Source organism: Paraburkholderia sp. XV (genome assembly GCF_020177535.1).
GTDB classification, from domain to species: Bacteria; Pseudomonadota; Gammaproteobacteria; order Burkholderiales; family Burkholderiaceae; genus Paraburkholderia; species Paraburkholderia caribensis.
The window spans coordinates 1-26,220 of sequence record NZ_JAGUUD010000114.1; the positions used below are offsets into that span (position 1 = coordinate 1).

Below are 26,220 nucleotides of genomic sequence, written 5' to 3' on the forward strand. Positions count from 1 at the left end.
CGCCCGACAGAATGTGCGCGCCAATCTCCGAACCCTTTTCGAGCACGCAGACGCCAATCTCGACGCCTTGCTCCACGGCTCGCTGCTTGAGCCTGATCGCAGCAGCCAGCCCTGCCGGGCCGCCGCCGACGATCACCACGTCGTATTCCATCGACTCGCGCGGACCCGCGAGTGCTTCATTCGGAAGAGTTTCGTTCGACACTGCGTCGCGTCTCCATATCGCTGTTATCGGCTCGGTTCAACACGCGCTGGCCCGACCAGACGCGAGCGTCCCGGGTGGACGCCGCCCGCGTCTTCACGTGCGCCAGCAACGCCCGAAAGTACGCGATCACAGCGGTTCGCATCCCACCTGTTTCGGGTGGTGCCGCCCGAGCGACGGCCGCCGTACTGTGGCTGTCAATACGCTGCCGGCCGTCTTTCCCGAACGCGCCGCCAAGCACGACGAATCAAGGAGACAAACATGCTGATCTGGCAAACCTGCGTCCGGGGTCGCTCATGAACCATCCAACCGCCCTGCCGCCGCGCGCGGCCTGGACTCTGGCGCTCATGCTGGCCGGTCTCTACACGGTCAATTTTCTCGACAAGGTCGTGCTCGGCATGGTCGCCGTGCCGCTGATGGCCGAACTGCATCTTTCGCCAGCGGAATTCGGGGTGGTCGCGGGCAGCTTCTTCTGGCTCTTCTCCGTATCGACGATCGTCGTCGGCTTCGCATCCAACCGCATTTCGGCGCGCTGGCTGCTGCTCGCCATGGGCGTGAGCTGGGCCGTGATTCAGGTGCCTCAGGCACTCGCCACCAGCACGCTCGCCATCCTCGTGTGCCGCGTGATACTCGGCGCCGCCGAAGGCCCCGCGTTCTCGACCTCGGTCCATGCAATCTGCAAGTGGTTCCCCGACCACAAGCGCAGCCTGCCCATCGCCGTCGTTAGCCAGGGCGCCGCGCTCGGGCTGCTGCTCGCCGGTCTGCTGATCCCGCTCGTCACGCGCAAATGGGGATGGCGGATGAATTTCTTCGTGCTCTGCGGTATCGGTCTGGTGTGGAGCATCGCGTGGCTCTATATGTCGCGCGAGCGCGGGCAACGCAACGCGGATACGCAGGCGGCGGCGTCCGGTCCGGCGCGCGAGGACAGCCATGCGCCCACCCGCCTTCCCTACCGGACCATCCTCACCGATCCGTCCATTCTGTCGATCTTCCTGCTCGGCTTCGCCGCGTACTGGATGCTCGGCCAGAACCTGACCTGGCTGCCGAGCTACCTCGAAAAAGGACTGGGCTTCGACGGCATCGACGCGGGCCGCTGGTTTGCCGTCGTGATCGGTGTCGCGTCGCCCGTCAATATCGGCCTGAGCTGGCTGTCCGAGCGGATGCTGGCACGCGGCGCGACGACGCGCGTCGCGCGCGCGCAGTTGCTGAGCGTCGTGGCAATGGTCGCGGGCGCTCTGTTCTTCGCCGTATCGGCGCTCGATCTGCCGCCCGTCGGCAAAACGCTGCTGTTCGCGCTCGCCGGCGCCCTGCCGACACTCTGCTTCCCGCTAGCGCCCGCCCTGCTCGCCGAAGTCGTGCCTGAAAGCCAGCGCGGCGCAGTCGTCGCGATCTACACGGCCCTCGCGAGCCTCGGCGCAGCGGTGGCGCCGGCTGTCATGGGCCGCTTCGTCCAGGGTGCCGGGCACGGGACCAGTCACGCATATGAGAACGGCTTCATGATCGGCGCGGCGCTGTTGTTCATCGCGGCGCTCGCAGCGTTGCGCTGGCTTCATCCCGAGCGCTCGAACCGCGCGCTGAGCCGCCAGCTCGAGCCCGTCTCCGCGTGACGCGATGGCTGCCGCGCAACGCCCTAGCAACGCTTCCCGTTCGAGAGCCCTGGCTCGCACGCGGCGGGGCGCTCAAGAATACCTGCCGCGATTTTGCGCGTCGTCGTGGGTGACGAAAGGCCCGCTCCGAGCCGATGCGAGATGAAACGAACGCGACGCAGCGACCAGAAGACCGCGAGCACCGCCGACAATTTCCCGCCGACTCACCTGCGGCGGCCAACGTTGCCGCCCGCATCCGCTACCCAGCAAGGAGACATCATATGCACGCAAACGTCCAGGCCGTCAGGCCGGCGCAAACGGAAGCAGCCAGCGAAGTCTGGCCGTTCGAAGTCGAGCGCTGCACGCCCACCATCGGCGCGGAAATCAGCGGCATCGACCTGCGCGAGCCGCTCGACGATGCAACCTGCGCGGCGCTGCGCCGCGCCGTGCTGAAACATAAGGTCATCTTCTTTCGCGACCAGAACATCACGCCCGCGCAACACGTTGCGTTCGCGCGCCGCTTCGGCCAACTGGAGATCCATCCCACGTTTCCGCATCACCCCGATCATCCCGAGCTCGTGATCCTCGGCCGTAACGACGCGAAGCGCGGCCGCGAAAACCTCTATCACAGCGACGTATCGTGGCGCGAAGTGCCTTCGATGGGTTCGATCCTGCGCTGCGTGCAATGCCCCGACGTAGGCGGCGACACGTTGTGGATCAACATGGTCGCGGCCTATGAAAACCTGCCCGACGACGTCAAAGAGTTGGTCCAGAATCTCGCAGCCGCGCATGAATTTTTGCCGCTGTTCGGCATCGTGGTGCCCGAAGACCAGCACGACGAGATCCGCAAGAAGTTTCCGCCGGCCATTCACCCTGTCGTGCGCACGCACCCGGAAACGGGCGAAAAGATCCTCTACGTGAACGAGGCGTTCACGACGCATATCGTGAACTACGGTCATCACACCGTTGCGCGCTATCGCTTCGGCTTCGACTTCAAGCTCGCAGAAATGGAACTGCTCCAGTATTTGTACCGCCAGGCGCAGGCGCCGGAGTATCAGGTGCGTCTGCGCTGGAAAGCGAACACGATCGCGTTCTGGGACAACCGCTCGTGCCAGCACTACGCGGTGCAGGACTACTTCCCCGCCGTGCGGCACATGATGCGCGCGACGGTCGTCGGCGATCGCCCGGTTTGAAGCCTTGCAGGGAGAACAACAGATGAAGACACTCAACAGGTTCTATATCGATGGCCGCTGGGTCGAGCCATCCGAACGCGGCAAGGTGATGGACATCGTCAGCCCATCGCTGGAAACGACGATAGGCCAGCTCACGCTTGGCTGCGCGCATGACGCGGATCATGCCGTCGCCGCCGCGCGCGCCGCGTTTCCCGCGTGGTCGGAAAGCTCGCGCGAAACGCGCATTGCGTTGCTCGAACGCATTGCGTTCTGCTATCGCGAGCGGCTCGGGGAGCTCGCGCACGCGGTCTGCGAGGAAATCGGCGCGCCGGCAACGCTGTGCAAAACCTTGCAGGCGCCCATCGGCCTCGCGCATCTGCAGGCCACCATCCACACGCTGCGCCACTTCGAGTTCGAAAGCACGCGCGGCAAGAGCGTGGTGCGGCGCGAAGCGATCGGCGTCGCTGCGTTGATCACGCCATGGAACTGGCCGCTGAACCAGATCGTCGCGAAGGTCGCGCCTGCGCTCGCGGCGGGCTGCACCGTGGTGCTCAAGCCGTCCGAGCTTGCGCCGCTCGACGCCGTGATCTTCGCCGAAATCATGCACGACGCGGACACGCCCGCTGGCGTGTTCAACATGATCTTCGGCGAAGGGCGCGAAGTCGGCGCGCGGCTGTCGTCCCATCCGCATGTCGACATGGTGTCGATCACGGGTTCGACGCGCGCGGGCGTCGAGGTGGCCATCAGTGCGGCGCCGACCGTCAAGCGCGTCGCGCAGGAACTGGGCGGCAAGTCGCCCTTACTGATTCTCGACGACGCCGATCTGCAAGCCGCCGTGACCACGGGCGTCGCGCAATGCATGGCAAACTCCGGGCAAACTTGCATCGCACCGACGCGCATGCTCGTGCCGCGCGCGCGTTACGAAGAAGCGGTGACGATTGCCGCTGCTGTCGCGAATGCCATTCCCGTCGGCGATCCGTCGAACGCGGCGACGAAGATGGGCCCGCTCGCAAATCGCGCGCAGTTCGACAAGGTGCAGCGCATGATCGGCTTGGGCATCGAGGAAGGCGCGCGCGTCGCGGCGGGCGGCCCGGGTCGTCCGGCGGGCCTCGAACGCGGCTTTTACACGAAGCCGACCGTGTTCGCCGATGTGCGCAATCAGATGAAGATCGCGCGCGAAGAAATCTTCGGCCCGGTGCTGTGCATCCTGCCTTATGACGACGAAGCCGATGCGATCGCGATCGCCAACGACAGCGACTATGGCCTTTCCGCCTATGTCGCTTCGAGCGATCTGGAACGCGCGCGGCGCGTCGCCACGAAACTGCGTGCTGGCTCCGTGCGCATCAACGGCGCGATGCTCGACGTCACCGTGCCGTTCGGCGGCTACAAGACCTCGGGTAACGGGCGCGAGTACGGCGCGGAAGGGCTCGCAGAATTTCTGGAGTGCAAGTCGGTGACGGCGTAAGCCGCCTGGACGTCCAGAACAGAACGGGAGATGACGTGATGCGCCATCTCCCGTTTTCGCTTTTTACGACGCTTTTTACGACGCTTTTACGACGGAACGCGCCGGCCGACGGATCGACCGGCTGCCACGCCGACCTCAGAAGCGGTGCGTCATGCCCGCCACCCCGAGAATCTGCTTCGATCCATCCGCTGCCGAGACACCGGGCCAGCTCATGTTCGCAATGCCGTTGTTCTTCATATAGCCCGCGCGCATGTAGACGCTCGTGCGCTTGGACAGGCTGTGATCCGCGCCGACCTGGATGCCGAGCGTGTTGTCGTGCACGCCGCGCACATTGCGATAGATGCCTGCGACCTCGATCACGTCGGCGGATGTCGCCTGGATGGTCGTGCCCAGTTCCATGATGCTGTACGGATGCACCAGCGACGACAGCGCGCCTACCGGCCCGACGCCGGGCACCGTCACGATCTGGCCGCTGCTGGGCGTCTTGACCTGGTTGTATGCGTAGTTGAACTGCAGGTTGACGATACCGAAGCGGTATCCGAGCGCGCCCGTGTAGTGCGCCGTCGACACGAGGTTGAACGTGCTCGCCGGCAGCGGCAGCCCCGCGGCCGTCTGTCCGAGCGAGACCGCCTCCCGTCCGCCGTGCTGGAACTGGTACGCGAGCGCCGCATACAGCCCGGCGCCCTGATAGGTCAGCGCGATATCGAACATGTTGCCCGTCGTCATCGCGATCGGCTGGGACGTGGTGGCCTGGAACGCGTACATCGCGTAAAGCTTCATGCCCCACATTTCCGGCGACTGATACATGACCGAGTTGCTCTGCCGGCCCGACACGTATTGCGTCGCGAGCGTCGCGCGGTCGCGCACGCCGGCGAGGTCGGCGGCCGCGATCGGCGACAGCACTTCGTTGCCGCGAAACGGATCGGTCGGATAGACGGCCCAGAAGCTCGGCTGATACTGACGGCCGAACGTCAGTTGCCCGTAGTCGTCGTGCTTGAGCCCCACCCACGCCTGCCGGTAGAACAACGCCGTCGAATCCGCAAAGAAGGTGCCATTGTTGGCGTTGAAGCCGTTTTCGACGGTGAACGCCGCCTTTAGCCCGCCGCCCAGATCTTCGACGCCTTTCAAACCGAACTGCGAGCCCGCCGAGCCGCCGCTGCGCTCCGAAAACGAATGGTTGCCGGGCACGTAGGCCGAGCCCGGCCCGCTTTTGGTTCCCGCGCCACTATTCAGGTACTGGCCGAACACGTCGACCACGCCGTAGAGCGTCACACTCGACTGCGCGGCGGCGCCGCCCGCGGCGAATGCCAGGGTGGCACCCAGCACCCCTTTACTGATGAAACGCATGCACTGTCTCCTCACATTGTCTCCGCATGTTGCGGACATGGTTCTGCACGATCGCGCCGAAGCCGGCTCTCCCGCCTGGCAGACCGAAACGATGGTTCGTTCGCTGGCTTGTCGCTGGCTCATGGTTGCAGGCGCCCGCGGACGTGGCGCCCACCCGAATCGAGTAGGAACGGGAATACCCCGACTGAAACGCCACCACCCGAACGAGGTGGCCGCGTGCGCGATGCGAGCGTCTACGCTGAGGCGTCATCCTGTTCGCGGACTTTTCTGGTCCGCTTTTCTTGCCCACCTGCCGGGAGCCCAATCGCCATGGACGACTCAGCCGCGTGCAAACCCACCCGGCGTCTGCTGCACACGCGCCACATCGTCTGCAACGGATACGAGCGCAGCGACGGACTGTTCGACATCGAGGCGCGCCTCACGGACATCAAAACCGACACGGCTGACCTGCTCTACAAGCAGGTCCCCGCCGGCGAGCCGCTCCACGATCTGTGCATCACGCTCACCATCGACGCTGCGGGCCTGATCCGGCGCGCGAGCGCATCGACGGATACGGGCCCTTCGCCGTACTGCGCGCAGATCAACGCGGCCTATGAAAGTCTCGTGGGCGTGCGAATCGCGGCCGGATTCAGGAAGCAGGTGAAAGAGCGCGTCGGCGGCAAGCACGGCTGCACGCATCTGACCGAGTTGCTCGGCCCGCTTGCGACCACCGCGCTGCAGACGCTGATGGGCGCACGTCCCGGCGCCAGCGACGCCGAAGCGCACATCGCGCAGATGATCGATACCTGCCACGCCTGGCGCGCCGACGGCGAAGTCGTGCGCTTCGTACGCGAACGCCGAAGCGCAGTTTCGGGCAACGGCGGATCGGCTATCGGTGCAAAAAAGGCGGCAATCGTCGCACGGTCTCTTTCAGACGTGAAATGACATCGCGCAAAACATTCGCCGATTTATATCGAGATAAGAGACGCGGATCGCGCACTACCGCAACGCTGCGCGACCTCCTATCGGTATCGCCCCGAAGCGGCGCTTGATCTGCACTGCGATAGAATGACCCGTCATTTTTTGTCTTCCCAACGGCCATTACCGATGGCGCGGGAGACACGAGGCGCAGGTCGATATGCCGCAGAATTCCCGCTCTGTTTCCGCTTGCCGACGCGACGCCGGCACCGATGAATCCGGCGTCCACCTCCGCTGCTTCCCCCGCGCAATGCGGCGCGTGTCGTCGCGCGCGAACGGCTGCTCGCCCAACTGCGCGACGCGCGCCGCATGCGCTGCATCGTCGTTCAGGGACCGGCCGGCTCGGGCAAGACGACGGCTCTCGTCGCCTGGCGCGAAGCGATGCTGCCGCTCGGCTTCGATATCGCGTGGCTGACTTTCACGTCGGACGACGACGATCCCGCCGTCTGCCTCGGCGATCTGGTCAGCAGCCTCAGCCAGGTGAATCCGTCGATCTGCAAGGAAGCCGCGCTGCTCGGCGGACGCGGAATGGACGAAGAAGCCGTCGAGCGCACGGTGATTGCGCTCGTCAACGGCATCGCGCGCCACCCCGCCGAACTCGTGCTCGTACTCGACGATGTGCATCATCTCGCCAACGCGCGCAACCATGAAGCGCTCCAATGGCTGCTCGATTACGCGCCCGCGAACCTGCATATCGTGTTCGCGTCGCGCACCATCCCGCCGCTGTCGTTGGGCAGGCTGCGCGACCAGGGTCTGGTGCTCGAAATCGACATGCGCGATTTGCGCTTCACTGCCCAGGAATCCGAAGCCTTTCTGAAAGCGCAGATCGGCGATATTTCCACGAAGGACGCGCGGCGCCTCCACGAACTCGCCGATGGCTGGGCGGCGGGACTGCAGCTATTCGCCATCCGCGCCAAGCGCAACCGGCAAGCGCCGGGCAACACGGCATCGGCGGACATGCAGGCGCAATTGCACCTTCACGATCCGCGCGTATTCGCCGATTACTTCGAGCGGGAAGTGTTGTCGCGGCTGTCGCCTTCCGAGGTCGAGCTGCTGATCCGCATGTCAGCGTGCGCGCGCATCTGCGGACCGCTGTGCGTCGCGCTGGTGGGGAGCGAGCAGCATCCCGCCGACGTGCTCGCGCTGCTCGCGCGGCTGGAGAGCGACAACCTGTTCGTCGCGCCCGTCGAGTCGCAGGACGCGGCAGTGTGGTACCGGCTCAATCCACTGTTTCGCGAAACGCTGCTCGAACGTTTCGGCGCGCGCAGTGAGCGTTACCAGCGCGACGTGCACCGCGCCGCATGGGCCTGGTTCCGCGCGCACGGCCACGCGGACGAAGCCGTGCGCCATGCGCTGCTGGCGGGCGAACCGGGCGCGGCCGCGGACCTCGTGCTCGCCGTTGCGCGCGAGTTGCAGGTTGGCGGCGAGTTGCGCAAGGTGGTCGCGCTGATCCGCATGCTGCCCGTCGCGGAAATTCAGGCGCGCCTCGGTCTGCGTCTGTGGATGGCGCATCTGCATCTGTACGCACGCGACTTCGCCGCCTGCGAGACGACGGTCGCGAGCCTGCAAGGCGACATCGGCCACGCCGATCCCTCGCTTCAATACCGGCTCACGCTGCTGCAGGCCGCGCTGGCCGTGCAGCGCGACGACACGGACGGCGCGATGTCGATCCTGCCGCGCCTGCTCGACGCGCCGGCCGAGGCGGACGGGCTGATCGTCGGCGCGCGCAACAATATCCTCTCGTGGCTGTACATGCATCGCGGTCAATATGCGGACGCGCGACGCATGCAACTCGACTCGCCGCCCATCCTGTTCGACGATGCGCCGCTTGTCGGCACGAGCGCGGGCACGTTGAACGGACGCTGCTTCGTCGGCTTCAGCTACGCGCTGGAAGGCAAGTTCGCCCAGGCCGAGCGCATCTGCCGCGACGTGCTGTTCGAAGCCGACTCGCGCGGCAGCCCGGCCGCCGAGGCGAGTTGCCTCGCGGCGGCGCTGCTCGGCGAAGTGCTGTACGAATTCAACGAGCCCGACGCGGCGCGCAAGCTGATCGAAGGCCGCGTCGACGTGCTGGAACGCGTATCGGTGCCCGATTCGGTGCTGCGCGTGCATACCGTGCTGGCGTCCGTGCACTGGCTGGCGGGTCATCATCTCGATGCCATGGCCTATCTCGAACGGCTCGACGAATACGCATCCCAGCACGGGCTGCTGCGCCTCGTCGCGCACGGCCTTGCCGAGCAGGTACGCCATCATCTGTCCATCGATCATTTCGATGCCGCCGAAGCTGCGCTCGCACGTCTCGATACGCTTGCCGCGCGGGTTCCGCCCGAGCGCGCGAGTACGCTGACGGCCGTGGCAGCGCTGACGGATCAGGCGCATGCCGACTGGTGCGTCGCGCACGAAGACTTCGAGGCGGCTGCCGTGCGGCTGCAACCGCTGATCGCGCTGTGCGAAGAGCGCGGCTGGCAACGCCATGCGGCGCGCTATGAGATGCAGGCGGCCGTCGTTGCGGCGCGCCTTGGACGAACGGCTGCGATGCATAAATTCGTGTTGTCGGCGTTGCGGCGCGGTCACCGCCTCGGCCTCGTGCGCACGCTGCTCGATGCGGACCGTGGCGCGCTGGACGTGATTCATGCCGTGCTCGACGCGACGCCGGAAGATCCCTTGCTGCGTTTCTACGCGTCGCGGCTGGATGCGGCGCATGAGGCCGCCGCGGCCGGGGCCGGGGCCGGACGGTGCGCCGCACCTGTCGATGCGCGCGGCAATATGTCGACAGGCGCCGAACTGCTGAGCGAGCGTGAAGCAGAGGTCGTGCACCTGCTCGCGCAGGCGCTGCCGAACAAGAAGATCGCGCGCACGCTCGGTTTGTCGCCGGAAACCGTCAAATGGCATCTGAAGAATATCTACGGCAAGCTCGGCGTATCGAGCCGTGACGAAGCCGTAGCGCGGGTGCGCGACTTCGAGCTGGGACGCGCGTCGGCCGAGACCGTACGCTGACGGCGCAGCACGCGCGACCCGCCACCTGCTTGCGGGCTTTCATCCTCATCGACGCCGCCACCCGGCACGGGTGGTTTTGCACGTAGCGTCTGCCACTACGCTTGGATACAGGTCAGCCGCGCGTCGACACGCCGGCAACCTTCACGACAAAACGCGGATGCGCGGCGCTCATCACGCAGTCCAGCAACCATGTTGCACAAGGCCAGCGTAGGGCGCGAAAGCGCCCCGCTGGCCATCGCTGACATAGGAGACAAGGCGTCATGATGACGGTCACCCCTACTCAACCGGCGGCAGCGTCCTACCGTCCCGTTCGCATTCCCGAGCGGCGCACGGTGGTCGAACGTCGCGCGGACGGTACGCTGATACTGCGTTCGGCCACGCCGCCGCCCGACATCGCCGAAAAAAGCTTCGCGGATTTCATCCCCGCGTGGGCCGCCCAGCGTGGCAACAAACCCGCGTTCCGCGAACGCGACGCGTGCGGCGAGTGGCGTTCACTGAGTTGGGCCGAACTGTGGCGGCAGGTCCAGCTCGTCGGCGCGGCGCTGCTCGAGCTTGGCCTCGATCACGATCAGCCGCTGATGCTCCTGTCGGGCAACTCGATCGAGCAGGCGGTGCTGCTGCTCGCCGCCGAGTATGTCGGCGTGCCCACCGCGCCCGTCTCGCCCGCGTATTCGACCGTCAGCAAGGATTTCGCACGCCTCGCCGGCGTCGCGACACTCGTGCCGCCCGCCGCGCTGTTCGTACAGGACACGGCGCCGTATGAGCGCGCGCTTGCCGCCCTCAGCTCGGCTACGACGACCGTTATCACGGTTCGGGGCGTGCGCCCCGGCGTGATCGCCTGGGCAGACCTGATCGACGAAGATCTCACGCCGCTACAGATCGCCAAGGTCGCAGCCGCGCACGCGTCGATCCGCGCCGACGACACCGCCCGCGTGCTGTTCACTTCCGGTTCGACAGGCACGCCCAAAGGCGTCGCGCTGACGTACGGCAACTTCCGCGCGGTCGCCGCCTACTATGCCGACAACCTCGGCTGGCTGCGCGAGACCGAGCCCGTGTTTCTCGACTGGCTGCCGTGGCACCACGGGCTCGGCGGCGTGTTGAACCTCGGGCGTTCGATCCAGTTCGGCGCGGCCCATCATATCGACGACGGCCGGCCGCTGCCCGGCATGATCGAACGCACGGTGCGCAATCTGCGCGACGTGTCGCCCACTATCTTCACGAGCGTGCCGTCCGCGTGGACCGTGCTCGCAGGCGAACTCGAACGCGACCCGGCGCTTGCGCGCAAGCTGTTCGCGAATGTGCATTTCTTTGGCTACGGCGGCGCGAGCCTGCCCCGCGATATATGGGAGCGCATCCAGCGCGTCGCGGAGCAGACCATCGGGCAGCGTATCGCGTTCTGCACGGGCCTCGCCTGTACCGAAACGAGCGGCATGGGCACCTACTGCGGCCGCGCGAATGCGGAAAACGGCAATATCGGCACGCCCGTCCCTGGCGCCGAGGTGAAGCTCGTACCGCTCGAAGGCGACGACGCGCGCTACGAGATCCGCATGCGCGGACCGCACGTGTTCGGCGGCTATATCGCGCATCCGGAACTGACGGCGGCCGCCTTCGACGACGACGGCTTCTTCCGTCTCGGCGACGCCGTGCGTCTCGTGAATACCGACGATCCGTCGCAAGGCATGATGTTCGCCGGCCGCGTCGTCGAAGACTTCAAGCTGACCAACGGCACATGGGTGCGTACGGGCGCCGTCCGGCTCGCGCTGCTGGAGCGCTGCTCGCCGCTGCTGACGGATGCCGTGATCTGCGGACACGATCACGATTATCTCGCCGCGCTCGCCTGGCCCAATGTCGCCGCGTGCAGGAAGCTCGCGCCGAAACTCGCGACACTCGATGTCGCGGCGCTCGTGCAGCACCCCATCGTCGTCGACGCGCTGAGCGAGTGTCTGCGCGCGCAGGCAAGCAGCGGCTCGAGTCTGCGCATCGAGCGCGTGATGCTGATGGCCGAGCCGCCGTCCATCGACGCCAATGAGATCGCCGACAAGGGCTACGTCAACCAGTCGGTGACGCGCGCGCGACGCGCGCATTTCGTCGAACAGCTTTTTCAGACTCCGTCCGCCGGGCACATCGCCAGCGCGCAGTAACGATCCGCAAAAGGCCTACGCCTTCATTCGAACAGGAATATTTAGTCATGCAAATTACCAGAACCGTCTTCCGCGACGATCACGAAATGCTGCGCACCAGCGCGCGGCGCTTTCTCGAACGCGAATGCGTGCCGAAGCAGGCCGAGTGGGACAAGGCGGGCAAAGTCGACCGCGAAACGTGGCTCAAGGCGGGCCGCGAAGGTCTGCTGTGCCTCACCTTGCCGACGGAGTACGGCGGCGGCGGCGGCGACTTCGGCCACGCGGCCGTGCTCAATGAAGAGATCAACCGCTCGGGTGTCAGCGGCCTGGGCTTTTCGGTGCACTCGGACATCATCGCGCCGTATATCGCGCGGCTCGGCAATGAAGAACAGAAGGAACGCTGGCTGCCGAAAGTCTGCTCCGGCGAAGCCATTCTCGCGATCGGCATGACCGAGCCGGGCACGGGCAGCGACCTGAAAGCGATTCGCACGACGGCGATCCGCGACGGCGACGAGTACGTGATCAACGGCAGCAAGACTTTCATCAGCAACGGGCTGAATGCCGATCTCATCATCATGGTCTGCAAGACCGATCCGAACGCGGGCTCGAAGGGCGTGAGCCTGATCGTCGTCGAAGCGGATCGCGACGGCTTCCGGCGCGGCCGCAAGCTCGACAAGGTCGGCCAGCATGCGCAGGACACGGCAGAACTGTTCTTCGACAACGTGCGCGTGCCCGTGTCGAACCGTCTCGGCGAGGAAGGCAAGGGCTTCGCGTACCTGATGGCCGAACTGCCGCAAGAGCGTCTGTCCATTGCAATCGGCGCGGCTGCCAAGCTGGAAGTCTGTCTCGATCACACGATCAACTACGTGAAGGATCGCCGCGCGTTCAATCAGACCGTGTGGGACTTCCAGAACACCAAGTTCAAGCTGGCCGACATCAAGGCGCAGGCCTCGGCCGTGCGTCTGCTCGTCGACCACTATCTCGCGGAACACGTGCGCCGCCGCCTGACGCTCGAAGAAGCCGCGATCGCCAAGCTGTTCGCCACGGAAACGCTCGGCAAGGCCCTCGACGACATGGTGCAGCTGCACGGCGGCTACGGCTACATGCTCGAGTACCCCGTCGCCCGCGCGTTTGCCGATGCGCGCGTGATGCGTATCTATGGCGGCACGAGCGAGGTCATGCGCGACCTAATCTCCCGCAAGCTGTGATCCCACACGTCAATCGAACATCCATTCAGAAGGAGCAGTGACATGACTCGCAATGTCTTCGTCGCCGGTGTCGGCATGATTCCGTTCAAAAAGCCGGGCACCAGCGATACCTATGACGTGATGGGCGCGAACGCGGTGCGCGATGCGCTCGCCGATGCAGGTATCGGTTATGGCGACGTGCAGCAGGCCTACGCCGGTTACGTGTACGGCGATTCGACCTCCGGTCAGAAAGCGCTCTATCACGTCGGCATGACGGGCATTCCCGTCATCAACGTGAACAACAACTGCGCGACGGGCTCGTCGGCGCTGTTTCTCGCACGCCAGGCCGTCGCGAGCGGCGCGGTCGATTGCGCGCTCGCCGTTGGCTTCGAGTACATGGGGCCGGGCGCGCTCAAGTCCGTGTGGACCGATCGCGCCAGCGCGCTCGAACGCGCGCTCGACATGACGGATCAACTCGTCGGCCGCCCCGAAGGACTGAGCAACGCGATTCGCCAGTTCGCGGGCGCCGGCATGGCGCACATGAAGAAGTACGGCACGAAGCTCGAAACGTTCGCGAAGATTCGCGCGAAGGCGAGCCAGCACGCGGCGCGTAATCCGTTCGCCGTGTTCCGCAACGTCGTGTCGACGGAAGACGTGCTGGCCTCGCCGGTGCTGTGGGACGGCGTGCTGACGCGTCTGATGGCCTGTCCGCCGACCTGCGGCGCGGCTGCCGCGATCATCGTTTCCGAAGAATTCGCGCGCAAGCGTGGGCTGCATACCGACGTGACGATCGCGGGCCAGGCGCTCACGACGGATCTGCCGAGCACGTATGAGGCGCGCGACATGATCCGCGTGGTCGGTTTCGACATGACGCGCGACGCCGCGAAGAGCGCGTATGAGCAGGCGGGCATCGGCCCGCAAGACATCGACGTGATCGAACTGCACGACTGCTTCGCGCAGAACGAGCTGCTGACGTACGAAGGGCTCGGCCTGTGCGCGGAAGGCGACGGCGCGAAGCTCGTCAACGACGACGACAACACGTATGGCGGCAAATGGGTGGTCAATCCGTCGGGTGGTCTGCTGTCGAAGGGACATCCGTTGGGCGCGACAGGTCTTGCACAGTGTTTCGAGCTCACGCAGCAGTTGCGCGGCAAGGCGGATGCGCGCCAGGTCGAAGGCGCGCGGGTCGCGCTCGCGCATAACGTCGGGCTGGGCGGCGCGTGCGTCGTGACCGTCTACAAGGCGGCGCGCTGAGACCGCTTGAAGCGGCCGCCTTCACGGAGCATTCGACATGATCGACAAAAAATTTATCGGCAAGGTGTTGCCGCCGTTTTGCGCAGTCGCCGAAGCAGGTCAGTTGCGCCTCTTCGCAAAGGCGACGGGCGAGACCAATCCCGTCTATCTGGACGAATCGGCGGCGCGCGACCTGGGACATCCCGCCCTGCCGTTGCCGCCCACGTTTCTGTTCTCGCTGGAGTTTCAGCAGCCGGATACGAGTTGGCGCGACGAGCTGGGTATCCAGATGTCGCGCATCCTGCACGGCGAGCAGTCGTTCACGTACCACCGCCTTGCGCATGCGGGCGATGTGCTGCGCTTCGAAAGCCGCATCGCCGACATCTACGACAAAAAGAACGGCGCGCTCGAATTCGTCGTGCGCGAAACACGCGTGACGAACCAGCAAGGCGAGCATGTCGCCGATCTGCGCAGCGTGCTCGTGCAACGCAACGGCTAACGGAGAACGCCTATGACCAGCTTGAAATTCGACGACGTGAAGATCGGCGACACGCTGCCGCCGCTGACGCTCGAACCCGTCAACCGCACGACGCTTGCGCTCTTCGCGGGCGCGTCGGGCGATCACAACCGCGTGCATATCGATACCGACTACGCCCGCAAGGCGGGCATGCCCGACGTATTTGCGCACGGGATGCTGTCGATGGCTTATCTCGGCCGGCTGCTGACGCGCTGGGTCGATCAGCGGCAGTTGCGCGAGTTCGGTGTGCGCTTTGTCGGCATCACGCATCTGGGGCATCAGGTGACCTGCACGGGCCGCGTCGTCGACAAATTCGAAGCCGACGGCGAAGGGCGCGTGAAGCTGGAGATTCAGACGGCCAATCAATACGGCGAGCCGCGCGTAGTCGGTGAGGCCGTAATCGCGCTTTGATGCGGCGCTTTATGCAGCGCTTTGATGCAGCGCTTTAAGCAGCACTCGGACCCGCGCTTCGACGCGATCCGACCTACACAGGAGAACAGCTAATGGGAAAGCTTGACGGCAAGGTTGCCCTCGTCACGGGCTCGGGACGCGGCATCGGTCGCGCAATCGTCGAGAAGTTCGCGAACGAAGGCGCGCGCATCGTGGTCAACGACCTCGACGCCGATCCGGCGCACGAAACGGTCGAAGCCTTGAAGAAGATGGGCGTGGAAGCCGTAGCCTGCGTTGGCAACGTGACCGCGCCGGATTTCGCGGATCGCTTCGTCGGCACCGCGCTGAAGGCATTCAAGGGTATCGACATCATCGTCAACAACGCAGGCTATACGTGGGACGACGTGATCCAGAAGATGAGCGACGAGCAGTGGTACGCGATCATCGACTGTCATATGACGGCGCCGTTTCGCATCCTGCGCGCCGCGTATCCGCATGTGAAAGCGCTGCACGCCGCCGACAAGGAAGCGGGCCGCGAGGTGTATCGCAAGATCGTGAACATTTCGTCGGTGTCCGCACTGAACGGCAATGCTGGCCAGATGAACTATTCGTCGGCGAAAGCGGGCGTGATCGGCATGACGCGGGCATTGGCGCGCGAATGGGGGCGTTTCAACGTCAACGTCAACTGCGTGGCGTTCGGTCTGATCCACACACGGATGACTTCGGCGGATGCGCATGCGGGCGCAACGGTCAATATCGACGGCCGCGATATTCGCGTGGGACTGAATCCCGACATGCTGAAGTCGCACGCGCAGCGCAATCCCCTCGGACGCGGCGGTACGCCGGAAGAAGCGGCTGGCGGCGTGTATCTGTTCTGTTCGCCCGAGTCCAATTACATCACGGGGCAAACCATCGCTGTGGCGGGGAATCTGCAGTAGCTGTGTTGCGTGGAAGCCCGGCCGTTCACCGGAACCGGCCGGGCTTTTTCAGGGCGTCTCCGTTGTGGAGACGCCTTTTTTTATTGCTTCGCTCCGTGAGCAGCCAGCGACGCGACAGCCGCCGCCGGCAACGCCTTTAGATCGACGAAACCAGCTTCGGCACCGCATCGAATAGATCGGCTTCGAGACCGTAGTCAGCGATGCTGAAAATCGGCGCTTCCGGGTCCTTGTTGATCGCGACGATCACCTTCGAGTCCTTCATCCCCGCCAGATGCTGGATCGCACCCGAGATGCCACAGGCGATATACAACTGCGGCGCGACGATCTTGCCCGTCTGTCCGACCTGCCAGTCATTCGGCGCGAAACCTGCATCCACCGCTGCGCGGCTCGCGCCGAGCGCGGCGCCCAGCCGGTCGGCGAGCGGCGTCAGCACTTCGTCGAAGCGCTCGCTGCTGCCGAGCGCACGGCCGCCGCTCACTACGATCTGCGCATCCGCGAGTTCGGGCCGCTCGCTCTTCGCCACCTGCCACTCGACGAACGTCGAAAGGCCAGCGTCGCTCACGGCATCGATGGCTTCGATCTGCGCGCTGCCGCCTTGCGGCGACGCCGCGTCGAAGCTCGTCACGCGCACGGTCAAGACCTTGATGGCGTCGCCGGAGCGCACGGTCACGAGCGCATTGCCCGCGTAGATCGGGCGCTCGAACGTATCAGCGCTCACCACGCGCACGATGTCCGAAATCTGCGCGACGTCGAGTAGCGCTGCGACACGGGGCGCGACGCTCTTGCCCATACTCGTCGCAGGAAACAGGATGTGGCTGTAGCGCGCAGCGACGTGCATCACCTGCGCGCCCAGGTTCTCGGCGAGACCGTGGGAGAGTTGCGTTGCGTCGGCGACCAGCACGCGCGATACACCCTCGATGCGCGCCGCCGCGTTTGCCGCGTCCTGCACGCCATGTCCCGCGACCAACACATGCACGTCGGCGCCGCATTGCAGCGCGGCCGTCACGGTGCACAGCGTGGCGCTTCTGATCGATGCGTTGTCATGCTCGGCAACCACCAGCACGCTAGTACGTTCAGTCATATTTGTCTCCTCACAGTACCTTGGCTTCCGTTTTCAACTTCGCGACGAGCGCGGCAACGTCGGGCACTTTCACGCCCGCACCGCGTTGCGGCGGCTCGGCGGTCTTCAGCACCGTCATCCGCAGCGCGATATCGACGCCGAGTTGTTCGGGCGTCGTCGTATCGAGCGGCTTCTTCTTCGCCTTCATGATGTTCGGCAACGTGGCGTAGCGGGGCTCGTTGAGTCGCAAGTCGGAGGTGACGACAGCGGGCAGCGCGAGACGCACGGTTTCCAGTCCCCCGTCGATCTCGCGCGTCACGATCGCGAACGAACCGGCGATCTCGAGCTTGCTTGCACACGTTGCCTGCGGCAGGCGCGCAAGCGCGGCGAGCATTTGCCCCGTCTGGTTGCAATCGTTGTCGATTGCCTGCTTGCCGAACAACACGAGTTGCGGCTTTTCCCTGTCGACCAGCGCATTGAGCAGCTTCGCGACGGCGAGCGGTTCGAGCTCGGCATCCGTTTCGACGAGAATCCCGCGATCCGCGCCGATCGCCATCGCGGTGCGCAGCGTCTCCTGACACGCAGCCACGCCGCACGACACAGCGACGACCTCGCTCACGATGCCCCGCTCTTTCAGGCGGACGGCTTCTTCGACGGCGATTTCGTCGAACGGATTGATGCTCATCTTCACGTTGGCGAGATCGACGCCCGAACTGTCGGACTTCACACGCACTTTCACGTTGAAGTCCACCACGCGCTTGACCGCGACGAGTGCTTTCATCTGTTGTCTCCTGTCGTTCGATTAACCTGCCGATGCGTCAGACTCGAAACCGAGCCCGCAAGCCGCCATCCGTTCGATAGCAGCGGCGTCGAAGCCCCAGTCGCGCAAGGCGCGCAAGCCGCCCTGCCCGCGCTGCGGCGCGGGTCTGTCGATGCGCGACGGGGTGGCCGAAAAGCGCGGCGCAGGTGCGGGCTGCACGACGCCCGCCACTTCGACGAAGCTGCCGCGCGCACGATGCTGCGGGTGATCGGGCGCCTCGGAAAAGCCGAGTACGGGCGCGACGCATGCGTCGCTGCCATCGAATGCCGCGCACCATTCGTCGCGCGTGCGTGCAGCGAATGCCGCGGCGAAGGCTTCGCGCAGAACCGGCCAGCCGCTGCGATCGTGCTGCTTTGGAAGGCCGGCATCCGCGAGGCCGAGCTTGTCGAGCAGTTGCGCGTAGAAGCGCGCTTCGACTGCGCCGACGGCCATGTAGTGGCCGTCGCGCGTGCGATAGCTGTCGTACCACGGCGTGCCGCCGTCGAGCAGATTGCTCGCGCGTTGCTCGCGCCAGTTGCCCGACGCGAGCAAGCCCCAGATCACCGCGCCGAGCTGCGCCGCGCCTTCCGTCATTGCCGCGTCGACGACCTGGCCCGATCCGCCGCGCTGCACGCCGAGCAACGCCGACACGACGCCGAGCGCGAGCAGCATGCCGCCTCCGCCGTAATCGCCGACCAGATTCAGCGGCACGACGGGTGCGCCATCAGCCGGTCCGATGCCTGACAACACACCGGACAGCGCGATGTAGTTCAGATCGTGGCCGGCGCGCGCCGCGAGCGGGCCTGTTTGACCCCAGCCCGTCATGCGTCCATAGACGAGCTTCGGATTGCGCGTGAGGGCCTCGTCCGGGCCGAGTCCGAGCCGCTCCATCGTGCCGGGCCGATAGCCTTCGATCACGACATCAGCCCGCGCCATCAGATCGAGCGCCGCTGCCGCCGATGCAGGCTGCTTCAGATCGAGCGTGACCGAGCGGCGCCCGCGGCCTGTGACGTCGATGCGCTTGCCGTTGGTTTTCGGCCCGAGATCGTCGGGCGCAGCAGGCCTGTCGATGCGCAGCACGTCCGCGCCCATATCGGCGAGCAGCATCGCGCCGAAGGGCCCGGGACCGATCGCCTCGAATTCCAGCACTCTGATTCCGTTCAAAACGCCCATCGTCCATCTGTCTCCATGGAAATGCGGCCCGGCGGCGGGTGCCGGCCGGGCCTTGCTGTCGATTTGTGAGTGTCGGGGCGGCAGAATGCCCCTTGATCGTAGTAGGCCCTGGCGGGCCGCGGACAGGACCACCCCGAACGGGTGGCGAAGGGAGTGCGCGCTTTGCGAGCATTACCGCAATTCATTAATTAATTCGGATGGCGAATTAATCGAAACCAGAAAGAAAAAGCCCTCACAAGTGAGGGCCTTTCTTTCATTCGCTCTACGCTTGCCGGTTTTTCAAACGCTTACCGGATTACGCAAAGACTTACGCGAAGTTCTTTTCCGCGAAGTCCCAGTTCACGATGTTCCAGAATGCTTCGACGAACTTCGGACGCGCATTGCGGTAGTCGATGTAGTACGCGTGTTCCCACACGTCGATCGTGAGGAGCGCCTTTGCGTCCGTGGTCAGCGGCGTCGCGGCGTTGCTCGTCGACACCAGATCCAGCGAACCGTCTGCCTTCTTCACGAGCCATGCCCAGCCCGAGCCGAACGTGCCGACTGCCGTCTTCGTGAATTCTTCCTTGAATTTGTCGAAGGAGCCCCACTTCGCGTTGATCGCTTCCGCGACCTTGCCCTTCGGCGCGCCACCACCTTGCGGCGACAGGCTGTTCCAGAAGAACGTGTGATTCCAGATCTGCGCGGAGTTGTTGAAGATACCGCCCGACGACTTCTTGACGATCTCTTCCAGCGGCAGGTTCTCGAACTCAGTGCCCTTGATCAGATTGTTCAGGTTGGTCACATAGGTCTGATGGTGCTTGCCGTAGTGAAACTCAAGCGTCTCTTCCGACATGTGCGGAGCGAGCGCGTTCTTCGCGAACGGCAGCGGCGGGAGCGTATGTTCCATGGTGCTATTCCTTTGTATCTGTTTATGGGGAGTCTGCGGATAACGCTGTGGGAGCACTCGATTGTAGGCGACTTGGAATAACCCCGCAAACGCAAGCCCTTTATGGTCTGCATTGCGAAAACGCGCTGCGCGGGCAGCGTAATTAATGCTCGCGCAGCGGCCTTTCACCTGTCGTATGAAGGTCAAAACTACTGCGCCCAACGGTGCTTCAGAACACGATTAAAAGCCATCCGTAAGACGCGGCTGAACATCCGACAGCGCGATATCCGCTGAGCCTTCAGCGAGGTGAACGGTCATGCGACGGCCCGGTTTCAGTGCCGATGGCGCGCGCACTGCGCGGCCGTTTTGCGCATCGAGCAAGGCTGCGTAGCCGCGTTCGAGCGTGCGTTGCGGGCTCAGCACTTCGAGCCGCGCGGCAAGCGTTTCCACGCGCGCAATGTGTCTTTCATGTTGACGCAACAATGCGCGCTCGAGCCGCTCGGCAAGGCCGCTCACTTGCGAACGATGCAGCGAGAGATCGGGACGCCAGCGCTGCCAGCGCATCTGCACGAGCGCGAAACGACCACGCGCATCGCGCACGGGCCGCGCCCCCGCCGACGCGAGCCGCACACTCAGCTGCTGCAGATGCGTGCGTTGCCGCGCGAGCCTTTCGGCCGGCGACACGAGACGCCGCGCGAGCCAGTCGAGCTGCTGCGCGCGCCGCTCCATCATGCGGCCGAAGCCGCGCGCAAGTGTGGCGTGACGATGATCGAGCTCGCGCAGCAGCAGCACGCGTTGCGGGCTGACGAGTTCGGCGGCGCCCGTGGGCGTGGGCGCGCGGACGTCGGCGGCGAAGTCGGCGATCGTGAAGTCGGTTTCGTGACCGACACCGCTCACGACGGGCACCTCGCTCGCCGCAATCGCACGAGCCAGCACTTCTTCGTTGAAAGCCCACAGGTCTTCGATCGAGCCGCCGCCGCGGCACACGATCAGCACGTCCACTTCACCGCGCCGGCTCGCCATCTCGACCATCGCGGCCAGCTTCGCGCTGACGCCCGCGCCCTGCACGGGCGCCGGATAGACGATCACGGGAATGTGCGGCGCGCGGCGCGCCAGGGTGGTCAGCACGTCGCGCAACGCGGCCGCCTGCAACGACGTGACAATGCCGATCGCGCGTGGATGCACGGGCAGCGCGCGCTTGCGTTCCGCGTCGAACAGACCTTCCGCTTCGAGTTGCGCCTTCAGCCGCAGGAACGCTTCGTACAAACGACCCTGCCCCGTACGGCGCACGGCCTCGACATTCAGTTGCAGTTCGCCACGCGGCTCGTACATCGTGACGAGCGCGCGCACTTCGATCTTGTCGCCTTCGCGCGGCGTGAACTCCGCGTATTGCGCGCGGCCGCGGAACATCACGCAGCGCATCTGCGCCTGCGCGTCCTTGATCGAGAAGTACCAGTGCCCGCTCGCGGCGCGCGTGAAGTTGGACACTTCGCCCGACACCCAGACGAGCGGGAACGAGCGTTCGAGCATCGTGCCGATCGCGCGGTTGAGTACCGAGACGGGAACGACGGCATCGCCGCCCGCGCCAGCGGACGACGAGAAAGGACTTTCGGAATTCATGCGAGGAATGGTTTAAACAGGCCGGACAGACGATAGACCGATCGGCCAGCCAGGTCCAGCGCGTTCTAAGCCTCTTTCGCCGGATTGTTAAAAGTGTCCACATGTCGGGAGGGCCATCGAGAGCGCACTCAAAAGCGGCCCCAGAGCCCACTTAATACCATTTAACTCGTTGATTTTTATCATATTTTTACTTCTTAAAAGTTCCCATCTACCGAGCCGATGCTTGCGCGACGGCCCTCCCGACAAATTGCAAGGCACGTTCTCCACAAAGTTATCCACAGGCTATGGATAAAGCATTGGTCGTGCGAGATCGATGTGGGGTGGCCTATCCGACTTGCAGCTAACGCCGCTCGCGCGCTAGAGTGCCGGGTTCTGGCGGAATCTGTCGGACGCGGCGAGCGCGCCTGCGCGAATGGATTTCGCCGTCGCGCTCATGCTGCTGACGGCCGTCGTCGTCCGCGTTCCATGGTTTCCCGTCGTTCCCCTGGTCTTTCAACCGTCGGTGCGCAACCGACCGCCCGGAGATGCCTGCTGATGCTCGCCCTGTCCGTCCTGACTGACGCACCGCGCACGCCGGCCGCCCGCCGATGAGCGAATTAGCTTCCCGTATCGAAGCGCGCATCGCGCGCGAGTGGCAGCAGCGCGGCCCGCTCGCGTGGGCGATGACGCCGTTCGCCTGCGTGTTCGGCGCGATTGCGCTCGCGCGCCGCTCGGCGTTCAGGCTCGGCTGGCTGAAGTCGGTGCGTGTCCGCGTGCCCGTCGTGGTGGTCGGGAACGTGACGGTCGGCGGCACGGGCAAGACGCCGACGGTGATCGCGCTCGTGCAGGCGCTGCGCAGCGCGGGCTTCACGCCGGGCGTGGTGTCGCGCGGCTACGGCGCGAAGATCACGCTGCCGACGCTGGTCACGCCGACGTCGAAGGCATCGCAGGCGGGCGACGAGCCGCTCCTGATCGCGCGCCGCACGGGTGCCCCCGTGTTCGTCTGCCCCGATCGCGTCGCCGCCGCGGAGGCGCTGTGCAAGGCGCATCGCAACGTCGACGTGATCGTCAGCGACGACGGCTTGCAGCACTACCGGCTGGCGCGCGACGCGGAGATCGTCGTGTTCGATCACCGGCTGGGCGGCAACGGCTTCCTGCTGCCCGCCGGTCCGTTGCGCGAGCCGCTGTCGCGCGAACGCGACGCGACGCTGATCAACAATCCGTATGAACGCGCGCTGCCGCCCTGGCCGAATACCTTCTCGCTGGAACTCGCGCCCGGCGATGCGTGGCATCTCGACAATCCGCGCCTGCGCCGCCCGCTGGCGCAGTTTGCCGGCGAGCGCGTGCTTGCGGCGGCGGGCATCGGCGCGCCCGAGCGTTTCTTCGCGACGCTGCGCGCAGCGGGCCTTTCGCCGCAGACGCGCGCCCTGCCCGATCATTACGCGTTCAGCACGAATCCGTTCGTCGACGTCGACGCCGACGCGATCCTGATCACTGAAAAGGATGCGGTAAAATTAGGGTCCTGGCACGATGCGCGGCTCTGGGTCGTCCCCGTCGAAGCCACGCTCGATCATCGCCTCATTGCACTCGTTGTGGAGAAAGTCCGTGGACGCTCGCCTGCTTGAAATTCTCGTTTGCCCGATCTGCAAGGGCCCGCTCAGCTACGACCGCGCCGCGCAGGAGCTGATCTGCAACGCAGACAAGCTCGCCTATCCGATCCGCGACGGCATTCCCGTGATGCTGGTCGACGAAGCGCGGCAAACGGTCGAAGGCACGCCCGTCGATCTCAACCCGGGCTCCGTCGCCTGAGCGCCGCAGCGTGTACGCGGTGCGTCGAGCCGCGCGCTGCACGCCGCCACTGAACACCTACCCCGCGCCGCCGATCAGGCGGCGCGTCTTTCTCGGCCCGCACAAGGCCTGACGTCACGCTTCCGATGAACGACACCCTGCACACTCCGCCCTTCATCGCCGTCGTCCCGGCGCGCCTCGCGTCGACGCGCCTGCCGAACAAGCCGCTGGCCGATATCGGCGGCAAGCCGATGGTGGTGCGCGTCGCGGAACGCGCGCTCGAATCGGGCGCGCAGCAGGTGCTGGTCGCGACCGACGCGCAATCGGTATTCGACGTCGCGCGCGCGCATGGCATCGACGCGATGATGACGCGCGCCGATCATCCGTCGGGCACGGACCGTCTCGCGGAAGTGGCGGCGCACTACGGCTGGAGCGACGACACGATCGTCGTCAACGTGCAGGGCGACGAGCCGCTGATCGATCCGGCGCTGGTGCGCGGCGTAGCGTCGCACCTCGCTTCGACGGAAGGCTGCGCGATCGCGACGGCTGCGCATCCGATCCACGAGCCCGCGGACGTGTTCAATCCGAACGTCGTCAAGGTCGTGCTCGATGCACGCGGCGTCGCGCTGTACTTCTCGCGCGCGCCGATTCCATGGGCGCGCGACGCCTACCAGCCGCATTGGCCAAATGTCGCGCGGATGCCGGCTCCGCCTGCACCCGCTGCCGTGTACCGGCATATCGGGCTGTATGCGTATCGCGCGAAGTTCCTCCGTACTTACCCGAGTCTGTCGATCTCGCCGATCGAGCAGGCCGAAGCGCTCGAGCAACTGCGGGCGATGTGGCACGGCGAGCGTATCGCGGTGCTCGTCACGCATGACGCGCCGCTGCCGGGCGTCGACACGCCTGACGATCTGGCCCGTGTACAGGCGTTTTTCGGGTCGTCGGCGTAAGAAGCCATGGCATAATCGATCGTTCGCGCGATTCACCCGATATCGATGCGCGTTGATCGATATCACTATTCGCCCGTTTTTTATCCGCCTGTTTTGCCGTTTGCTTCGCAGCGCCGTTCATTGCGTGCAGCGCGAAGCCGGCAGCGAAAAGCTGCCCGGCCATCACAGCGGCAACGAAGAATCAAGAGCGTCGACCGCGGCATCCACTCTCGCGGCGCGCCACACAGAATTGACATAGATCTGGAGATATCAAATGCGTTTGATCCTGTTGGGCGCACCTGGCGCGGGCAAGGGCACCCAAGCCAACTTCATCAAGGAAAAGTTCGGCATTCCGCAAATTTCGACGGGCGACATGTTGCGCGCCGCCGTCAAGGCAGGCACGCCGCTTGGCATCGAAGCGAAGCGCTACATGGATGCGGGCGAACTCGTCACGGATGAACTCATCATCAATCTCGTGAAGGAACGTCTGCAAGACTGCGATTGCGAGAACGGTTATCTGTTCGACGGCTTCCCGCGCACCATTCCGCAAGCGGAAGCAATGAAGAACGCGGGCGTGGCCATCGACTACGTGCTGGAGATCGACGTGCCGTTCGACGAGATCATTACGCGCATGAGCGGGCGCCGCATGCACCCGGCGTCGGGCCGCACGTATCACGTGAAGTTCAATCCGCCGAAGGTCGAAGGTGTCGACGACGTGACGGGTGAGCCGCTGATCCAGCGGGACGACGACAAGGAAGAGACGGTGAAGAAGCGCCTCGACGTGTACGTTGCTCAGACCAAGCCGCTGATCGAGTACTACAACAACTGGGCGCAGAAAGGCGATCCGTCGTCGCCGCTCAAGGCGCCGCAATATCGGCGTATCTCGGGCTTGGGTTCCGTCGATGAAATTCGTGCGCGTGTGTTTGAGGCGCTGAAGTAAGTTTTTTTGTCTTGCGACGGTGGGCGGGTTGCCGGTGTTTGCGCTGGCATCCGCGATGCGTTAGCTCACTTCACGCGTTGCCCCTGTGCGGGGCGGCACGTTTTCTTTGGTTGTCGGCGGCGCCGGATTGTTTGCCTGTGTTTGCGCTGGCATCCGCGTGTTGTTAGCGTGCTTCAAGCGTTGCCCCTGTGCGGGGCGGCACCTACTCTTTGGTTGTCGGCGACGCCGGATCGTTTGCTCGTGTTTGCGCTGGCATCCGCGTGTTGTTGGCGTGCTCCACGCGTCGCCCCTGTGCGGGGCGGCACCTACTTTTCTTTGCCGCCGCAAAGAAAAGTAGGCAAAAGAAAGCGGCTCACACCGCCAGTTCTAGTTCTTGCCTGAGGGCCCCCACAGGGTCTTACGCTTCACACGGCAACTTGCTTGTTCATGCCCGTTGCCAGCGCTCTGAATGTGCGCCTCACCCGTTTCACACTCCCCCACAACAGCGTGCCGCGCCAGACAGTCCACCGCCGCCCAGGTGGTGTACTGTGTGTAGGTTGTCGCGTCGTATGCGTTAGCGCTCTTGCAGGGTGGAGCGCATGTGCGATCGGTCTGGAGTGGTGCGTGTGAAGTACAGGAAACCTACATACAGTACACCACCTGGGCGGCGCATACGATTCGCTGCCTCCCGCTGTGCTACGGGCGATCGAAGCGGGTGATGCCTCTCTTCGAAGCGTTGGCAACGGGCAATGATTCGTGCGTTGCCGTGTACAGGACGGGGCCGCTGGGGGCCCGTGGATGAGAACATGGGCTGGCGGTGTGAGCCGCTTTCTTTTGCCTACTTTTCTTTGCGGCGGCAAAGAAAAGTAGGTGCCGCCCCGCACAGGGGCGACGCTTGCAAACCAGAAACACATCGCGGATGCCAGCGCAAACACGGCCAAACAATCCGGCGTCGCCGACAACCAAAGAGTAGTTGCCGCCCC

At 65.0% G+C, this 26,220-nt stretch carries 23 protein-coding genes; 16 read left to right on the top strand and 7 right to left on the bottom strand.

Translation table 11 applies throughout. The annotated features are described in order from the left end of the window. The coding region (locus KFO72_RS34245; protein ID WP_225033959.1) for an NAD(P)-binding protein at window positions 1–151 on the bottom strand (151 nt) is incomplete at its 3' end. 344 nt (window positions 152–495) lie between these two features. Here KFO72_RS34245 and KFO72_RS34250 point away from each other — a divergent pair. The 3 genes from KFO72_RS34250 to KFO72_RS34260 all read left to right on the top strand — a co-directional run bounded on the left by KFO72_RS34250 (window position 496) and on the right by KFO72_RS34260 (window position 4,422). Then, window positions 496–1,806 carry an MFS transporter gene (locus KFO72_RS34250; protein WP_225033947.1) on the top strand — a complete coding sequence of 437 codons (1,311 nt, stop codon included), beginning with the start codon at window positions 496–498 and terminating at the stop codon, window positions 1,804–1,806. A gap of 260 nt (window positions 1,807–2,066) precedes the next feature. After that, complete coding sequence (locus tag KFO72_RS34255; RefSeq protein ID WP_225033948.1) at window positions 2,067–2,978, top strand: TauD/TfdA dioxygenase family protein; 912 nt, start codon at window positions 2,067–2,069, stop codon at window positions 2,976–2,978. A gap of 22 nt (window positions 2,979–3,000) precedes the next feature. Beyond that, window positions 3,001–4,422, top strand: coding sequence for an aldehyde dehydrogenase family protein (locus KFO72_RS34260; protein WP_225033949.1), 1,422 nt, complete (start codon window positions 3,001–3,003; stop codon window positions 4,420–4,422). Window positions 4,423–4,557: 135 nt separating this feature from the next. Here the strand turns inward: KFO72_RS34260 and KFO72_RS34265 are convergent, their stop codons facing one another. Next, the gene (locus tag KFO72_RS34265) at window positions 4,558–5,769 is read right to left on the bottom strand and encodes a porin (protein ID WP_060602122.1); all 1,212 of its coding nucleotides are present in this window, start codon (window positions 5,767–5,769) and stop codon (window positions 4,558–4,560) included. A gap of 309 nt (window positions 5,770–6,078) precedes the next feature. Between KFO72_RS34265 and KFO72_RS34270 the strand changes: the two genes are divergently transcribed. The 8 genes from KFO72_RS34270 (at window position 6,079) to KFO72_RS34305 (ending at window position 16,105) form a co-directional block, all read left to right on the top strand. Beyond that, a complete protein-coding gene (locus tag KFO72_RS34270) occupies window positions 6,079–6,693 on the top strand; it encodes a DUF2889 domain-containing protein (protein WP_225033950.1) in 615 nt (204 codons plus the stop codon). Between the two features lie 342 nt (window positions 6,694–7,035). Beyond that, complete coding sequence (locus KFO72_RS34275; RefSeq protein WP_225033951.1) at window positions 7,036–9,720, top strand: LuxR C-terminal-related transcriptional regulator; 2,685 nt, start codon at window positions 7,036–7,038, stop codon at window positions 9,718–9,720. A 260-nt stretch (window positions 9,721–9,980) separates the two neighbouring features. Beyond that, entirely contained in the window at window positions 9,981–11,861 is a 1,881-nt protein-coding gene (locus tag KFO72_RS34280; RefSeq protein ID WP_225033952.1) for a feruloyl-CoA synthase, read from the top strand. A gap of 47 nt (window positions 11,862–11,908) precedes the next feature. Beyond that, window positions 11,909–13,048: an acyl-CoA dehydrogenase family protein gene (locus tag KFO72_RS34285; RefSeq protein ID WP_060602133.1), complete on the top strand. Its 1,140-nt coding sequence runs from the start codon at window positions 11,909–11,911 to the stop codon at window positions 13,046–13,048. Window positions 13,049–13,090: 42 nt separating this feature from the next. Further along, window positions 13,091–14,281: a lipid-transfer protein gene (locus tag KFO72_RS34290; RefSeq protein WP_225033953.1), complete on the top strand. Its 1,191-nt coding sequence runs from the start codon at window positions 13,091–13,093 to the stop codon at window positions 14,279–14,281. 37 nt (window positions 14,282–14,318) lie between these two features. After that, window positions 14,319–14,759, top strand: coding sequence for a MaoC family dehydratase N-terminal domain-containing protein (locus KFO72_RS34295; protein WP_176054679.1), 441 nt, complete (start codon window positions 14,319–14,321; stop codon window positions 14,757–14,759). Between the two features lie 12 nt (window positions 14,760–14,771). Next, the gene (locus KFO72_RS34300) at window positions 14,772–15,188 is read left to right on the top strand and encodes a MaoC family dehydratase (protein ID WP_054933883.1); all 417 of its coding nucleotides are present in this window, start codon (window positions 14,772–14,774) and stop codon (window positions 15,186–15,188) included. Window positions 15,189–15,280: 92 nt separating this feature from the next. Next, a complete protein-coding gene (locus tag KFO72_RS34305) occupies window positions 15,281–16,105 on the top strand; it encodes an SDR family NAD(P)-dependent oxidoreductase (RefSeq protein WP_035986252.1) in 825 nt (274 codons plus the stop codon). 136 nt (window positions 16,106–16,241) lie between these two features. Here KFO72_RS34305 and KFO72_RS34310 read toward each other — a convergent pair whose 3' ends face one another. The 5 genes from KFO72_RS34310 to xseA form a co-directional block, all read right to left on the bottom strand. Next, complete coding sequence (locus KFO72_RS34310) at window positions 16,242–17,186, bottom strand: electron transfer flavoprotein subunit alpha/FixB family protein (RefSeq protein ID WP_225033954.1); 945 nt, start codon at window positions 17,184–17,186, stop codon at window positions 16,242–16,244. Between the two features lie 10 nt (window positions 17,187–17,196). After that, entirely contained in the window at window positions 17,197–17,946 is a 750-nt protein-coding gene (locus KFO72_RS34315) for an electron transfer flavoprotein subunit beta/FixA family protein (RefSeq protein WP_224102017.1), read from the bottom strand. A 21-nt stretch (window positions 17,947–17,967) separates the two neighbouring features. Further along, window positions 17,968–19,137 (bottom strand): CaiB/BaiF CoA transferase family protein, encoded by a 1,170-nt coding sequence (locus KFO72_RS34320; RefSeq protein WP_176054681.1) that lies wholly within the window; start codon window positions 19,135–19,137, stop codon window positions 17,968–17,970. 307 nt (window positions 19,138–19,444) lie between these two features. Further along, entirely contained in the window at window positions 19,445–20,023 is a 579-nt protein-coding gene (locus KFO72_RS34325) for a superoxide dismutase (RefSeq protein WP_054933879.1), read from the bottom strand. Window positions 20,024–20,242: 219 nt separating this feature from the next. After that, window positions 20,243–21,622, bottom strand: coding sequence for an exodeoxyribonuclease VII large subunit (gene xseA, locus KFO72_RS34330; RefSeq protein ID WP_225033955.1), 1,380 nt, complete (start codon window positions 21,620–21,622; stop codon window positions 20,243–20,245). Window positions 21,623–22,209: 587 nt separating this feature from the next. On the opposite strand from xseA, the gene lpxK reads away from it, so the two are divergent. The 5 genes from lpxK to adk all read left to right on the top strand — a co-directional run bounded on the left by lpxK (window position 22,210) and on the right by adk (window position 25,258). Continuing rightward, on the top strand, window positions 22,210–23,226 hold the full coding sequence (gene lpxK, locus KFO72_RS34335; RefSeq protein ID WP_225033956.1) for a tetraacyldisaccharide 4'-kinase: 1,017 nt from the start codon (window positions 22,210–22,212) through the stop codon (window positions 23,224–23,226). Next, window positions 23,207–23,410: a Trm112 family protein gene (locus tag KFO72_RS34340; RefSeq protein ID WP_007180583.1), complete on the top strand. Its 204-nt coding sequence runs from the start codon at window positions 23,207–23,209 to the stop codon at window positions 23,408–23,410. Before lpxK ends, KFO72_RS34340 begins: the two co-directional genes overlap by 20 nt. 125 nt (window positions 23,411–23,535) lie before the next feature. After that, window positions 23,536–24,339, top strand: a complete 804-nt coding sequence (kdsB, locus tag KFO72_RS34345; RefSeq protein WP_225033957.1) for a 3-deoxy-manno-octulosonate cytidylyltransferase — start codon at window positions 23,536–23,538, stop codon at window positions 24,337–24,339. A gap of 52 nt (window positions 24,340–24,391) precedes the next feature. After that, window positions 24,392–24,577, top strand: a complete 186-nt coding sequence (locus KFO72_RS34350; RefSeq protein ID WP_225033958.1) for a hypothetical protein — start codon at window positions 24,392–24,394, stop codon at window positions 24,575–24,577. Between the two features lie 15 nt (window positions 24,578–24,592). Continuing rightward, window positions 24,593–25,258, top strand: coding sequence for an adenylate kinase (gene adk, locus KFO72_RS34355; protein WP_054933874.1), 666 nt, complete (start codon window positions 24,593–24,595; stop codon window positions 25,256–25,258). Window positions 25,259–26,220: the final 962 nt, after the last annotated feature.

Excerpts from the sequence above, each read along its gene's own strand:
- KFO72_RS34305 (WP_035986252.1), top strand. The coding sequence starts at position 15,281 with ATGGGAAAGCTTGACGGCAAGGTTGCCCTCGTCACGGGCTCGGGACGC.
- KFO72_RS34265 (WP_060602122.1), bottom strand. The coding sequence starts at position 5,769 with ATGCGTTTCATCAGTAAAGGGGTGCTGGGTGCCACCCTGGCATTCGCC.
- KFO72_RS34285 (WP_060602133.1), top strand. The coding sequence starts at position 11,909 with ATGCAAATTACCAGAACCGTCTTCCGCGACGATCACGAAATGCTGCGC.
- KFO72_RS34290 (WP_225033953.1), top strand. The coding sequence starts at position 13,091 with ATGACTCGCAATGTCTTCGTCGCCGGTGTCGGCATGATTCCGTTCAAA.
- KFO72_RS34325 (WP_054933879.1), bottom strand. The coding sequence starts at position 20,023 with ATGGAACATACGCTCCCGCCGCTGCCGTTCGCGAAGAACGCGCTCGCT.
- lpxK (WP_225033956.1), top strand. The coding sequence starts at position 22,210 with ATGAGCGAATTAGCTTCCCGTATCGAAGCGCGCATCGCGCGCGAGTGG.
- KFO72_RS34250 (WP_225033947.1), top strand. The coding sequence starts at position 496 with ATGAACCATCCAACCGCCCTGCCGCCGCGCGCGGCCTGGACTCTGGCG.
- KFO72_RS34300 (WP_054933883.1), top strand. The coding sequence starts at position 14,772 with ATGACCAGCTTGAAATTCGACGACGTGAAGATCGGCGACACGCTGCCG.
- KFO72_RS34295 (WP_176054679.1), top strand. The coding sequence starts at position 14,319 with ATGATCGACAAAAAATTTATCGGCAAGGTGTTGCCGCCGTTTTGCGCA.
- KFO72_RS34280 (WP_225033952.1), top strand. The coding sequence starts at position 9,981 with ATGATGACGGTCACCCCTACTCAACCGGCGGCAGCGTCCTACCGTCCC.
- kdsB (WP_225033957.1), top strand. The coding sequence starts at position 23,536 with ATGAACGACACCCTGCACACTCCGCCCTTCATCGCCGTCGTCCCGGCG.
- xseA (WP_225033955.1), bottom strand. The coding sequence starts at position 21,622 with ATGAATTCCGAAAGTCCTTTCTCGTCGTCCGCTGGCGCGGGCGGCGAT.
- KFO72_RS34310 (WP_225033954.1), bottom strand. The coding sequence starts at position 17,186 with ATGACTGAACGTACTAGCGTGCTGGTGGTTGCCGAGCATGACAACGCA.
- KFO72_RS34275 (WP_225033951.1), top strand. The coding sequence starts at position 7,036 with ATGCGCTGCATCGTCGTTCAGGGACCGGCCGGCTCGGGCAAGACGACG.
- KFO72_RS34260 (WP_225033949.1), top strand. The coding sequence starts at position 3,001 with ATGAAGACACTCAACAGGTTCTATATCGATGGCCGCTGGGTCGAGCCA.
- KFO72_RS34315 (WP_224102017.1), bottom strand. The coding sequence starts at position 17,946 with ATGAAAGCACTCGTCGCGGTCAAGCGCGTGGTGGACTTCAACGTGAAA.
- adk (WP_054933874.1), top strand. The coding sequence starts at position 24,593 with ATGCGTTTGATCCTGTTGGGCGCACCTGGCGCGGGCAAGGGCACCCAA.
- KFO72_RS34255 (WP_225033948.1), top strand. The coding sequence starts at position 2,067 with ATGCACGCAAACGTCCAGGCCGTCAGGCCGGCGCAAACGGAAGCAGCC.
- KFO72_RS34270 (WP_225033950.1), top strand. The coding sequence starts at position 6,079 with ATGGACGACTCAGCCGCGTGCAAACCCACCCGGCGTCTGCTGCACACG.
- KFO72_RS34320 (WP_176054681.1), bottom strand. The coding sequence starts at position 19,137 with ATGGGCGTTTTGAACGGAATCAGAGTGCTGGAATTCGAGGCGATCGGT.